General features: G+C 61.2%; 8 protein-coding genes. All 8 read left to right on the forward strand.

The window, feature by feature from the left end:
• Positions 1-361 precede the first annotated feature (361 nt).
• The 8 genes from HU720_RS08975 to HU720_RS09010 all read left to right on the forward strand — a co-directional run bounded on the left by HU720_RS08975 (position 362) and on the right by HU720_RS09010 (position 13,486).
• A complete protein-coding gene (locus tag HU720_RS08975; RefSeq protein ID WP_186519277.1) occupies positions 362-1,783 on the forward strand; it encodes a TolC family outer membrane protein in 1,422 nt (473 codons plus the stop codon).
• A 72-nt stretch (positions 1,784-1,855) separates the two neighbouring features.
• The gene (locus HU720_RS08980; RefSeq protein ID WP_186519279.1) at positions 1,856-4,015 is read left to right on the forward strand and encodes a type I secretion system permease/ATPase; all 2,160 of its coding nucleotides are present in this window, start codon (positions 1,856-1,858) and stop codon (positions 4,013-4,015) included.
• Entirely contained in the window at positions 4,012-5,427 is a 1,416-nt protein-coding gene (locus HU720_RS08985) for an HlyD family type I secretion periplasmic adaptor subunit (protein ID WP_186519281.1), read from the forward strand. Before HU720_RS08980 ends, HU720_RS08985 begins: the two co-directional genes overlap by 4 nt.
• Before the next feature lie 53 nt (positions 5,428-5,480).
• Positions 5,481-6,005: a hypothetical protein gene (locus HU720_RS08990; RefSeq protein WP_186519283.1), complete on the forward strand. Its 525-nt coding sequence runs from the start codon at positions 5,481-5,483 to the stop codon at positions 6,003-6,005.
• Between the two features lie 326 nt (positions 6,006-6,331).
• Positions 6,332-6,757 (forward strand): DUF5625 family protein, encoded by a 426-nt coding sequence (locus HU720_RS08995; protein WP_238337663.1) that lies wholly within the window; start codon positions 6,332-6,334, stop codon positions 6,755-6,757.
• Between the two features lie 90 nt (positions 6,758-6,847).
• Positions 6,848-7,372, forward strand: a complete 525-nt coding sequence (locus HU720_RS09000; RefSeq protein WP_186519287.1) for a hypothetical protein — start codon at positions 6,848-6,850, stop codon at positions 7,370-7,372.
• Positions 7,373-7,460: 88 nt separating this feature from the next.
• On the forward strand, positions 7,461-7,979 hold the full coding sequence (locus HU720_RS09005) for a DUF5625 family protein (RefSeq protein ID WP_186519289.1): 519 nt from the start codon (positions 7,461-7,463) through the stop codon (positions 7,977-7,979).
• Positions 7,980-8,503: 524 nt separating this feature from the next.
• Positions 8,504-13,486, forward strand: coding sequence for a S8 family serine peptidase (locus HU720_RS09010; protein WP_346656568.1), 4,983 nt, complete (start codon positions 8,504-8,506; stop codon positions 13,484-13,486).
• Positions 13,487-13,503 lie beyond the last annotated feature (17 nt).

The raw sequence follows: 13,503 nt of genomic DNA on the forward strand, positions 1-13,503 counted from the left end.
TAGATGACACGCACAGGTAATTAATCACAGCCGCGGTGGACTGATTTCCTACGCTAGCGGAGAAAACTTAATTGAAACTTAATTGCGGAGGCTCTAGAACGGGCGTTCCAGATAAATCAGGCGGGAATTGGATAATAGCAAAAAAGCATCAGTTGCCAATACCCCATAATGATTTTGTTGCTTGCATGAGCGGCATTGCGACCTAGGTTGGCAGAGGGAAGGTTTCCGATCCGGGATGGGAACAATGCGACCTTCACTAGGCGAATCTTCCGACAACGTGCGGGGTATTCTTCCGATTTATCGGGGATATTTCAGCAAAGTAGGATGGATTTCCCTTGTCTTGGAAGTCGGATAGATCGCCATGTCCCTCCACGCCCTTGCGCTCCATGCCTTTGTTGCCGCCGGCCTGATCCACAGCCCGCTGTTGCTCGCCGACCCCTCGCGTGCGGACCTGCTGGCTGTCTATCACCAGGCGGCCGGGCAGGATGCCCACCTGAGCGCCGCCCGCCACCAATTCCAGGCGTTGCAGGAGCGCGTGCCGCAAGCACGGGCCGGCCTGCTGCCCAGCCTCAGCGCCGGCGCCAGCTTCGAAACCACCCGCCTGCAGCGCGACGAACCCGCGTTTGCCCGCACCCGCGGCGGCAGCGTCTACCAGGCCAGCCTCAACCAACCGCTGCTGCGCCTGGACCGCTGGCACGCCCTCAAAGCCGCCCAAGCCGGGGCAGCCCAGGCCAGCCTGGAGCTGGCGGCCAAGGAACAGGCGCTGATCCTGCAAGCGGCGCAGGCCTACTTCGCCACACTTCGCGCACTCGATGCGCTGGCGGCCGCCACCGCAGAGGCCCGTGCGCTCAAGCGCCAACAGCAACAGGCGCAGGGCCGGCTTGCCAACGGCGCTGCCAACCTCACCGACGTGCTGGACGCCCAGGCTGCCTACGACACTGCCAGCGCCAATCACAACGTGGCGCAACGTAACGTCGCCGATGCCTTCGAAGCCCTCAACCGCCTCACCCAGCAGGGCTATTCGCGCATCGCAGGCTTTGCCCACCCGCTGCCGGTGCAGCCGCCGACACCGGCCGATGCCACCACCTGGGTCAACCAGGCCGTGCAGGGCAACCTCTCGCTGCTGGCCAGCAGCCACGCCGTCGAGGTTGCAGCACACACCCGTCGCCAGCGCCAGGCCGGCCATGCGCCCACCCTGGATGCCATCGCCAGCTACCGTCAGGGCGACAACGACCGCTTCGGCTACAGCAACCCCACCGACTTCGGCAGCAACGGCTACCGCGGCCGCATGGCCCAGGCCACTCTGGGCCTGGAGCTGAACATCCCGCTGTTTAGCGGCGGCCTGGCCCGCTCGCAAGTGCGTGAAGCCAGCCAGCGCCTGGCACAGAGCGAAGACGAACACGAAAACCGCCGCCGTGAAGTGGTGCTGCAAACCCGCAACCTGCACCGCGCCGTCAGCGCCCATGTGCAGCAGGTCGCCGCCCGCCAGCAGAGTATTCGCTCAAGCCACGCCTCGCTGAAGGCCAACCAGATGGGCCTGGCGCTCGGTTCGCGCAACACCGCCGACGTGCTCAATGCCGAACGCCAGCTGTACCGGGCGGTGCGCGAGTACAACGACGCCCGCTACGACTACATCGTCGACTCACTCAAGCTCAAGCAGGCCGCAGGCAGCCTGGCCCCGGAAGACCTGATCCATCTCGCCCGTCATCTGAGCGGCGACTACGACCCCGACCGCGACTTCCTTCCCCCCGGCAGCCGAACGCAACCGCCCGCAACCGGCTAGCCCTCGGCGCTGGCACCACGCTCCAACCCTCCCGCCTATTTAGAGGCCGGCCCCGGCCTGCACGGATGCCCCATGAATGAACCAAGCACTGCCACTTCAGATACCGGGCTGGTCTGCATGCTCATGCTTGCCCGCTTTTACAATCTGGCCGCTTGTGGCGAACAACTGGCCCACGAGTTCGCCGAAGGCCAGCAACCTTTCGGCACCCCGCAACTGCTGCTCGCGGCCCGCAAGCTCGGCCTCAAGGCCCGACATGTCAGTACCCACGCACAGCGCCTGGGCCACACGCCACTGCCCGCCATTGCCCACGACCGTGACGGCGGCTACTTCATCATCGCCCGCCTGGACAGCGGCAAAGCACTGATCCAGGACCCGCGTTGCGAAGGGCCGCAGGTCATCGACCTGGCCGCACTGGCGCTGCGCTGGACCGGCGAGCTACTGCTGGTACGCAGCGAAGCGCCGCTGCCTGGCGAGCCGTCGCGCTTCGACTTCTCCTGGTTCATCCCAGCCATCATCAAGCACCGCAAATTGCTGGGCGAAGTGGCCTTGGTGTCCTTCGTGCTGCAGGTATTCGCCCTGCTCACGCCGTTGCTGTTCCAGGTGGTGATGGACAAGGTGCTGGTGCACCAAAGCCTGACCACGCTGGATGTGATTGCCGTCGGCATGCTCGGCATCATGCTGTTCGAAACCGCCCTCAGTGGCCTGCGCAGCTTTGTCTTCGCCCATACCGCCAGCCGCATCGACGTCGAGCTGGGGTCACGCCTGTTCCACCACCTGATCCACCTGCCGCTGGCCTACTTCCAGGCGCGCCGGGTGGGCGACTCGGTGGCCCGCGTGCGCGAGCTGGAAAACATCCGCAACTTCCTCACCGGCAACGCCATCACCCTGGTGATGGATGTGCTGTTCTCGGTGGTGTTCATCGTGGTGATGTTTTGCTACAGCGGCTGGCTGACCTTGGTGGTGGTCGCCTCGCTGCCCCTGTATGCCTTGGTTTCGCTGCTGATTACCCCGGTACTGCGCAAGCGCCTGCAGGACAGTTTCAACCGCGGCGCCGAAAACCAGGCGTTTCTGGTGGAGGCCGTGAATGGCATCGACACGCTCAAGTCGATGGCCGTCGAGCCACAGGTGCTGCGGCGCTGGGACAACCAGCTGGCAGCCTACGTCGCCGCCGGGTTCAAAACCCAGACCCTGTCCACCGTGGCCAATGAAAGCGTCGGCCTGATCGGCAAGCTGGTCACCGTAGCCACCTTGTGGCTCGGCGCTCGGCTGGTCATCGACGGCCAGCTCAGTGTCGGCGAGCTGATTGCCTTCAACATGCTCGCCGGGCGCGCCGCCCAGCCGATCATGCGCCTGGCGCAGTTGTGGACCAGCTTCCAGCAGACCGGCGTGTCGGTGCAGCGCCTGGGCGACATCCTCAACACCCGCACTGAACTGTCCGCTTCGGCCCGCAGCGCGCTACCGCCCCTGCACGGCGCCATCGAATTCGACCAGGTGCATTTTCGCTACCGCGCCGACGGCTCTGAAGTGCTGCGCGGGGTCAGCCTGTGCATAACAGCGGGCGAGGTAATCGGCATTGTCGGCCGCTCCGGCTCCGGCAAGAGCACCCTGACCCGCCTGCTGCAACGGCTGTACGTGCCCGAGCGCGGGCGGGTGCTGGTGGACGGCATGGACCTGGCACTGGCCGACGCCGCCTCGCTGCGCCGGCAGATCGGCGTGGTGCAGCAGGACAACATGCTGTTCAACCGCAGCATCCGCGAAAACATCGCCCTCAGCGACCCCGGCACGCCGCTCGAAACCGTCATGCAGGCGGCACAACTGGCCGGCGCCCACGACTTCATCGTGGAGCTCGGCGAAGGCTACGACACCCTGGTCGGCGAACACGGCGCGTCCCTCTCCGGCGGCCAGCGCCAGCGCATTGCCATCGCCCGGGCGCTGATCGGCAACCCGCGCATCCTGATTTTCGACGAAGCCACCAGCGCGCTGGACTACGAGTCCGAACGGGTCATCCAGCAGAACATGCGCTCTATCTGCCAAGGCCGCACGGTGCTGATCATTGCCCACCGCCTGTCTGCCGTGCGTGAGGCCCACCGCATCGTGGTGGTGGAGCGCGGGCAGATCGTCGAGCAGGGCAGCCATACCGAACTGCTCGCCCAACCCACCGGGCACTACGCCCGCCTGTACAGCTTGCAACACGGCGCCACCCCGGCGCCCTCCAGCGAGGCGCAGCCATGACCCGCCCTGATACCCTTTGGCAGCGCTATCGCAACACCTGGCAGCAGGCCTGGCGCCAGCGCAAAGCCCTCGACGCGCCCGTACGTAGCGCCGATGAAAGCGAGTTTCTGCCCGCCGCCCTGGAGCTGCAGGAAACCCCGCCGCACCCGGCACCGCGGGTGTTTCTGTGGAGCATCATGGTCTTTGCCGCCATTGCCCTGCTGTGGGCCTGCGTTGGCCGGGTCGACGTGGTCGCGGTGGCCAGCGGCAAGGTGGTGCCGAGCGGGCGTACCAAACTGATCCAGCCCAGCGAAGCGGCGGTGGTCAAGGCCATTCACGTCAGCGACGGGCAACCCGTGCGCGCCGGCGAGCTGCTGCTGGAACTCGACCCCACCACTGCGGGCGCCGATGTGCGCCGGGGCGAAAGCGAACTGCTGGCTGCGCGCATCGATGTGGCGCGCAGCAGCGCCATGCTCCAGGCGATCGCCAGCGGCCAGGCCCCGCTGGGGCTGCACGGCGGCCTCGAAGACGCCGATGCAAGCCAGGTACAAGACGCCGAACGCTGGCTGCACGGCCAGTACCAGGAGTTTCGCAACAACCTCGACCAGGCCGACGCCGAGATCCAGCGCCGCGCTGCCGAAATCGAGGCCGCCCAGGCGCAAGTCGCCAGCCTGCGCAAAAGCCTGCCGATCGTCACCCAACTGGCCGAGGACTACCAGAACCTGCTGGGTGAGCAGTACGTCGCCCGCCACGAGTACCTCGACAAGCATCAGGCCCGCCTCGACATGGAGCGCCAGCTAAAGGTGCAGCAAGCCAGCGTGCGCCAAGCCAGCGCCGCCCAGGCCGAAGCCCGGCGCCGCCGCGAAGGCGTGGTGGCCCAGGCCCGGCGCAGCCTGCTCGACCTGCAACAAACCGCCGGGCAGAAAGTCGCCAGCCTGCAACAGGCGCTGGCCAAGGCCCGCTACCAGCAAGCCCGCACGCGCCTCCTGGCCCCGGTCGACGGCACCGTCCAGCAGCTGGCCGTGCATACCGTCGGCGGCGTGGTCACCCCCGCCCAGGCGCTGATGGTGATCGTGCCCGCCGGCCAGCCCGTGGAGGTCGAGGCCCTGCTGCAGAACAAGGACGTCGGCTTTGTGCACCCCGGGCAGCGGGTGACGATCAAGGTCGAGACCTTTACCTACACCCGCTACGGCACCGTGCAGGGCGAGGTAATGAGCGTGTCACGCGATGCCATCGAAGACCCACGCCGTGGGCTGGTGTACAGCAGCCGCATCCGCCTGGCCAGTGATCACTTGCAGGTCAACGGCCAGCCCGTCCCGCTGATGCCCGGCATGGCCGTGAGTGCCGAAATCAGGACAAGCCAACGCACAGTGATCGGCTACTTCCTGAGCCCGCTGCAACAGCATGTGCAGGAGAGTTTGCGGGAGCGGTGAGGGAATCCCGCCCCTAAATAATCGATGGGGCCAACTTGAGGAGCAGGTGAGCAATGAAAGTCTTTCTTAACCTATTAATGGCCTCAGCACTTGCATGGGCGAGCAGCAGCTTTGCATGCACTTTAAACGACGAGCGGAATAAGACCACTTACCAATTAAACTTACCGGATGATCAATGCCGTGCCATTACGTACATGGACGGAAGGATTATTCCTATTCGTCTGAGCTATCCCCAAGGTCAAGCAGTAGGCTACTCCTGGAGCGGTCCAAAAATTAGCCTCCGCATTTACTACGTAGATGCTACTTACAACATCGAAGCATCAATCGATAAAAGCACCTATCTACGAACCGAAAACAACATTGACATCTATCGAGAACCACAAGACGACATCTTCGCTTTCAACGGCAAGGACGGCGTGCGCGTATTTGTTAGAAACCTTGGCCACACGTGGCTCGCTAGAAGAATGTACAGAGGCATACTGATTATCTACCAGTATCAAAAAGATCTTATGGAGTTCCCAAGTGCTGACGACTTCGTGATGCAATTCGTAAACAAAGCAATCCCAGGCGAGGAATAAGCTATGCCTAGCGCTACTTTCTCCGAGAGCATAAGTATTCAGCGCCAGCCAGCAACGATGTTACCTCGCAGCGCCATGAGTGCAGAAACCGGAACAGGCAAACGAGCAGTGACCTGGTACAGCCTCAGCCCACTACAACAACATGTGCAGGATAGTTTACACGAGACATAAGGGCCCCCAAATTATCACGCTGACCATAACCTTAAAAATTAGCAGCGATCAAAGGGATGAATATGAGCGGCATAAGCCTTCAGTATAAAAATTCAGCCTTACAACTTCTAATACTTCTGGCTGGCCTGACACTAGCGGCCTGTTCGAAGCACGTGATGATCTGGAAACCTATTGATGTATCACGTAAGGATCAAATAGCCAGAGCACAGTTCTCAGTTAGGAGCACTGGCGATTACAGGTTTGCCCTCATGTTCATCAGAAGTAAAAACCCTGATGAGAACGAAGTACTGGACACTCTGCTAGGAGATTTGCACAACGACGGCGTCCCCGTCGACCTTAATCTTCGCGTGTATCGCGATAACGCTCTGGTGCATGACCAAAATATAAAATCTGTAGGCGTGTATTGGTACAAAAATTACGAATATGAAAAACGGAGGTTAAACACTGCGGCTCGCCTGATTCGCATCATGGAGCTCGACCCGGGGGATTATTTAGTTGAAGTGCGAACCTTGGACGATTTGCAGCCGCTTAGGAACATAGAGACTCAAGTCTCCTTCAGCTACTACAACCCTAAACACTGACCCCACAAACGGAGGCCGGATACAACTTTATTAACCAGGCGCAGCTTGCCGTAAACATCCAGTTACGGCGAATTATAAAATAGGTGAGCAATGAAAACTTTTCTTGCCATGGTACTAACCCCAGTTCTTACATGGGCGAGCCACAGCTTTGCATGCACCTTATATGACAAACGAAATGAGACCACCTACCAATTAAACTTACCGGACGACCAATGCAGCACTATTGCCTACATAGACGGAAGAATTATTCCTATTCGCCTGAGCTATCCACAGGGTCAAGCAGTGGATTCCTCGTGGAGAGGTCCTAAAATTGATGTCCGCATTTACTACGCAGATGCCGGCTATAAAATCGGACCACTGATCGACAACAATACTCATTTAAAAACCGAAAACAATACTGACATCTATCGAACACCGAACGAAGAGTTCTTCGCATTTAATGGCGAGGATGGCGCGCGCGTGTTTATTCGAAATCGCATCCACACTTGGGTCGCTAGCAGAATGTATGGGGGCATAGTGATCAATTATCAGTACCTCAAAAGCTCTTTGGGTTTCTCAGAAGCTGACGAGTTTGTGATGAAATTCGTGAACAAAACAATCGTAAAAAGGGATTAATCCATGTCTAGAATTAGTCTATTAGACAGCCAGAAATCTCGAAAAAGTTTAATGCAACGGTAGCAAGAGCTAGTGACAGGGTACAAGAATGAATAGAGCCAAACATCACTCTTCAGTCAAGAATATGTCAATACTCGTAATGATGGCGTCCACGCTCTTAATTGCATGCTCTGCACATGTATCAATACGCAAGCCATTTAATGTTTCAAAAGCAAATGAGACCGTAATTACTCATTTTAAAGTAACAAGTACAGGCGATTATAGCTTCGCAATGTTATTTGCCAGAGCCCCAACTCCTGAAGAAGATGCTAAGCAGACCGAGATCCTCGGCAGCGCCTACAGAGATGGAGTCCCGATTACTGTAAATCTGAGGATCAATCGAGGTAATGAAAAAATCTTGGATCAGGACATAACCAGCAAAGGCGTAAGTTGGGCCCAGGTATTTCAGCACGAAGAACGAATGGTCAACGTAGTAGCGCGGCTCATTCGAGCCCTTACACTTCCACCCGGGAACTACACCGCTGAATTTAGAACGCTTGCAGATTCAAAGGAATTTATCGGAATTGAGAGTTACGTTGAAGTCAGCTATCACAATCCTAAACACTGAAACAACACAGAGAGCAACTAATGACATCCACAAAAACATTTACCGTGACATTTAAAGTCGCTGAAGCAGGCGCTCCATACGAACACCAGGAAGATAAGGGCGGCAATAAAGCAGGAGATGTAACTTCCTCAACCGGGGGACACATGTGGTATTCCATTAGTGACGGGGTCAATCCTCCCGAGAGCTACGGTTTTTCATCACGCTATGGCGAACCTTTTGGTGAAGGGCGCGTTAGTACCAACGATGATCTTGCTTATAGGGTAACTGCTTACGAAACAACCGTACAATTGACAGAGGATCAATATAACAATCTAAAGAATTTTTCCACTCATCCAGAATTGCAGAATTTCGATGCCGCCCGATACAGAGTGTTTACCAACAGTTGTGTGGACTTCACCTTCAAAGCCTTGGAAACGATAGGCTACAAAATCACAGACTTCGAAGGTAACCTGCTCCCTCAAAGAAACATCGAGCCGCTCAAAGAACTTTTATACAGTCGAGGCGCCACTATTGTCCGGGACACCGTGACCCGAAACGGCGACTACTACCAAGCCAAAGACGGCCAAGTCTGCATGTGGCTCAACCCCAACGACATCCGAACCCCGCCGGCGAGCACCAGCCCGGTAAACCTCGACGTCACTTCCGCCCCAACACCCCAACAGAAAATCCAGGGTGAAAGCCAAGCCCAGCTGGACGTGAGCAACGGCTATATCAAGCGTTCCCCCACCGACACGGTCTACGCCCTCGGCGGCATTCTCAACGAAACCGACTTCACGTCCTCGCAAATGGCCGGCCTGGCCACGGGGGGTGTGCGCCCTGGCGAGGTGCAGATCGACCCGAATGCCCGGCCCAACAGTTATCTGTCGTCGTTCTACGCAGCGCCCGAGGCGCAAAAGCCGGACTTCAGCCTGAACAACGTGATGACGGTGAACAACCTGACCACCAAGGCGAAGATCAACACCTATGTCGACCCCTTGCTGCTGGACCTCACCGGCAACGGTGTGCGCATGACCGACCTGCGCGACGCCGTGCTGTTCGACACCGACCACAGTGGCACCCTCAAGCGCAGCGGCTGGGCCGACCGCAGCACGGGCATGCTGGTGGTTGACGATGGCAGTGGGCAGGTTGCCAACGTCAGCCAGATGTTCTCCGAGTACTACGGCGGCAAGCCCGGGGTGGGTGGCGCGGCCGGCGAGAAGCGCTTCAAGGACGGTTTTGCCGCGCTGGGCAGCGAGGATGGCAATCAGGACGGGGTGATCGATGCCAACGACCCGGTGTGGAACAGGCTGCGGGTGTGGGTCGACGCCAGCCACGATGCCAAGGTCGATGGCGGCGAATTGAAGACCCTCGCCGAACTGGGTATCACCCAGATCAGCGTGCGCCCGGCCTCGAGCGAGCCGCAGACCCGGGATGGCAACAAGGTGATCGCCACCGGCTCGTTTACCCGCAATGGCCAGCAGCAGGAGCTGTTGGCGGTGGACTTTCTTGGCGAGCAGGTCAGTAACACCGTCACCCCCGAGGGCAGCGGGGTGCGCGTGACCTCGACCACCTACGGCGCCAACGCCACCACCACCAGCGTGTTCGCCAGCCAGAGCGAGGTCGGGGAAACCCTGGATGCCACGGCACTTGGCGTGGACAACCTGCACGGAGGCAGCGGCGACGACACGCTGATCGCCAAAGCAGCCGGCAGTTGGCTGACCGGTGGTGCCGGCAGCAACACTTATAACGGTGGCGCGGGTGACGATGTGTTCGTGATCAGCGCTTCGGACGACCCGGCCAATATCCACGGCAATGGCGGGCGTGACATGGCCATTGTGGTCGGCAAGCAAGGCGTCAGGCTGAACCTGGCACAGGCCGGGCTGACTGTCGCCCAAGGCGGCGACGGTGACGACAAGCTGGTCAGCGGCGGCCACAACGGGGTGATTCTCAAGGGCGGCTCGGGCAATTCGATACTGGTCGGCGGGGGCGGCACCGATGTGCTGGTGGGCGGCAGCGGTCGCAACACCATCATCGGCGGCAGCGGCAAGGCGTTGATCTATGCAGGCCCCAACGGCGACACCATCTATGGCGCCGAAAGCGGCAGCATCATCCACGCCGGCGGCGGCGCCGACCGGATTTTTGGCGGGGCGAGCGACGATGTGATCGAGGTGGGCCACGGCAATGCGACCATCGACGGCGACGGCGGGGTGAACCTGGTGACGCTGCACGGCACCCATGGCGAGTACACCATCACCCGCACCGCCGAGGGCCATGAGGTGGCTGACAAGGTGGCCGGCCGCGACGGTACCGCCAGCCTGAAAAACATCCAGAAGCTGAATTTCTCGAATATTTCGGCCGTCGACCTGCAAACCCCCAACGCCATGCCCGTGGCAGATGTGCTGCACAGCGACTGGGAGGGCACCCCCTTCAATCGCAACCGCGCCCACCTGATTACCGCTGCCAGCCTGGTGGCCAACGACCTGCTGCTGGGCAGCCAGGGCGGTTTGCGCCTCGACAGCGTGGGTGAGGCCAGCGGTGGCTCGGTCAACCTCACCGAACAGGGCGATGTGCTGTTTACTCCCGAGGCCGGCTACACCGGCATGATGGGGTTCAAGTACGCCATCGTCGATGCCCAGGGCAACCCGGCCGCCTCGGTGGTCGACCTGAGCAGCGGCCAGGCCGCGCCCATGCGCGCCAGTGTGGCGCTGCTCGACCCCGGCATGCCAGGCGACCCGCAGGCTGCACAGCAGTGGTACCTGAGCGACAGCAACGTGCTGCCCGTGTGGCGCGACTACACCGGCAAGGGCGTGCGCATCGGCATGTTCGAGCCCGGAGGCGAATTTGCCACGGCGCCGGAAATCTTTGATATCGAGCACCCGGACCTGGCCGCCAATGTCGACCCGGCCTGGCTTCAGTCCCAGCGTGACAAGGGGGTGCTGCCGGCGCTTGCGTCCAACCACGCCACCATGGTCGCCGGGGTGATGGTTGCCGCGCGCAACGACCAGGGCGGCATCGGCGTGGCCCATGGCGCGACGCTCAGCGGTTACTACCTGGCCAATAAGGGCAACGACCTCAGCGCGCTGGGCCACATGCTCAACCATGACGTCGCCAACCACAGCTGGGGCTTCAAGAACGACTTTGCCTTGAGCAACCTCACCGGCAGCGCCGTCAACACCGCTACCGCCCTTGTGGCCAGCACGCGCTATGCAGCGCACAACGGCCGTGGCGGCCTGGGCACGGTAATCGTCACTGCCGGCGGCAACGAGCGCGAGCAGGGCGGCACTGCCCAAGGCTCACTGACCAACAACAACCGCTTCTCGATCGAGGTGGGCGCCATCAACGCCCAGGGCGACCTGTCGACCTTGAACATCGGCTCCGCGCCCTTCAGCAACCCCGGCGCAAGCCTGCTGGTATCGGCGCCGGGCAGCAATGTGTTTTCGACCAGCCGCCAGCTTGAAACCGACCGCGGCTCGACCTTCGGCAACGACTACAGCAGCATGCAGGGCACCAGCTTTGCCGCGCCGATCGTCTCAGGCGTTGCCGCGCTGATGCTCGAAGCCAACCCCAACCTGGGTTACCGCGACGTCCAGCAAATTCTGGCGCTGTCGGCCCGTTGGATCAACGACAGCACCACCCAGTGGGGCGACAACGGCGCACGCAACTGGAACGGCGGTGGTATGCATGCCAGCCATGACTATGGCTTTGGCCAAGTGGATGCACGCGCGGCGGTGCGCCTGGCCGAAAGCTGGATGGCCCGCAGTACGGGCGAAGATGAAGGCGTTCTGGCCGCCAGCAGCGGGCCGCTGGGGCAGACATTGGCCGCGGGCGGCAGTGTGCGCGCCGAGCTGCAGCTGCAAGCCGGGGTGTTGGTGGAGCATGTGGAGGTCGATTTTGACGCCGATATCGGCCGCCTGGGCGATATCACCATGGCCGTGGTGTCACCGGCTGGCGTGCGCAGCGTGCTGCTGGACCGTACCGGCAAGGCGCCGGGCAGCGATGACACCGATGTGGGCAACCCCCACTCCGGCGCGTTCAAGTACAGCTTCATGAGCACCCACCACCGCGGCGAAAGTTCGGCGGGTACCTGGGCGCTGGAACTCAAGGACGCAACCAATGGCCAGCCGCTAACCCTCAATAACTGGGCCCTGCGCGTGAATGGCAGCAAGGCCAGTGCCGACGACAGCTATTTCTATACCGACGAATACCGCCCTTCGCTGAACAACCAGCCGGCTCGGGGCGTGTTGGACGATGCCGTCAGCGGCACAGCCGGCGGGCGCAACACCCTCAACGCGGCAGCGGTCAGCGGGGATGTGCAGATTGCGTTGGATACCGGTATCGCCAGCATTGCCGGGGCGCCGCTGAGCCTGCCCAACCCGGGCGGCCTGCACAACCTGATCAGCGGCGACGGCAACGACACCTTGGTCGCCGGCAACGCCGACACCCTGCTGAACGGTGGCCGCGGCATCAACAGCCTCACCGGTGGCAGTGGCGCCGACTTGTTTGTGGTTCATCGGCGTGATGGCGGTCAGGACACCCTGCACCGTTTCGAGCCCGCCAAAGGGGAGCGCATCAATCTGGTTGGCTTCAGCGCCAAGACTTTCGCCGAACTCAACCTCAGCCAGCAGGGCGCGGATGTGCGTATCGAGCTAGGCAGCGGCCAGAGCATCCAGTTGAGCGAACAGTCAGTACAGAACCTCAGCGCTGCGAGCTTCCAGTTCCAAGACCGCTTTGTCGCGCCGGAGCACTACGCCCGCAGTAACCAGGCGCCTATAGACCCGGGTAGCGTTGCTGGGGTCGTGGTCCTGGCTGGCGGTGGGGAAGGGGTGTCGCTGGGCCCTGGCGCCGATGGCAAGCTGGCCGCATCCTTGGCCGGTAAGGTCTACAGCCACGATACCGCGACCTCGGACCGCTTCGTGATCAGCCACCAACTCAATGCGAAGGATTACAGCAATGCCCTGCGCGGCTTCCGCCATGGGGTCGACAAGATCGACCTGAGCCAAGTCGGTGTCACCGGTTTTGAGGATCTGGCCATTGCCAAGCTTAACCGCAGCACCATCAACGGCGTGGCGCAGATCCACGGTGTGGAACTGAGCACAACCGTGCTGCGGGGCGCCGAGCAACCGGTGAAGCTGCTGTATCTGGACGCCCTGGAGGTGGCTCAACTCGATGCCGGTGACTTCATCTTTGCCACCGAGCGCCTGCCGGTCGAAACCGGCCAGCCTGAGCCGCCGATGCACCGCCAGCGCAGAAGTGCCCTCGCCATGCCCGACCAGGCGCAGCCTGTCGACACCACCAATAGCCCGGAGGGCGGAACAGCAACCGCGCTGTCAGGGCAGTTGTGGTTCCAGCAGCCAGGTGAAGGCCTGGCGGACGGCGGTGCGGGGGCGGTGCGGCAGTTGGCGAGTATCAATGCCGACTCGCTGATCCAGGCCATGGCCGCCTTTGCACCCGCAGACCCTGCGTTCACCCACTTCGATATGGCCCACGCGCAGGCCTTGCAACCGGTGCTCGCAGCCAACTGGCGGTAACTGCCACAGGGTGAGCG

Origin of the sequence: Pseudomonas sp. SWRI51 (assembly GCF_014268825.1) — a bacterium.
Classification (GTDB): Bacteria; Pseudomonadota; Gammaproteobacteria; order Pseudomonadales; family Pseudomonadaceae; genus Aquipseudomonas; species Aquipseudomonas farsensis.

What these genes read in the sequence shown, in the direction of transcription:
- HU720_RS08975 (WP_186519277.1), top strand. Translation starts at nt 362, where the DNA reads ATGTCCCTCCACGCCCTTGCGCTCCATGCCTTTGTTGCCGCCGGCCTG.
- HU720_RS08980 (WP_186519279.1), top strand. Translation starts at nt 1,856, where the DNA reads ATGAATGAACCAAGCACTGCCACTTCAGATACCGGGCTGGTCTGCATG.
- HU720_RS08985 (WP_186519281.1), top strand. Translation starts at nt 4,012, where the DNA reads ATGACCCGCCCTGATACCCTTTGGCAGCGCTATCGCAACACCTGGCAG.
- HU720_RS08990 (WP_186519283.1), top strand. Translation starts at nt 5,481, where the DNA reads ATGAAAGTCTTTCTTAACCTATTAATGGCCTCAGCACTTGCATGGGCG.
- HU720_RS08995 (WP_238337663.1), top strand. Translation starts at nt 6,332, where the DNA reads ATGATCTGGAAACCTATTGATGTATCACGTAAGGATCAAATAGCCAGA.
- HU720_RS09000 (WP_186519287.1), top strand. Translation starts at nt 6,848, where the DNA reads ATGAAAACTTTTCTTGCCATGGTACTAACCCCAGTTCTTACATGGGCG.
- HU720_RS09005 (WP_186519289.1), top strand. Translation starts at nt 7,461, where the DNA reads ATGAATAGAGCCAAACATCACTCTTCAGTCAAGAATATGTCAATACTC.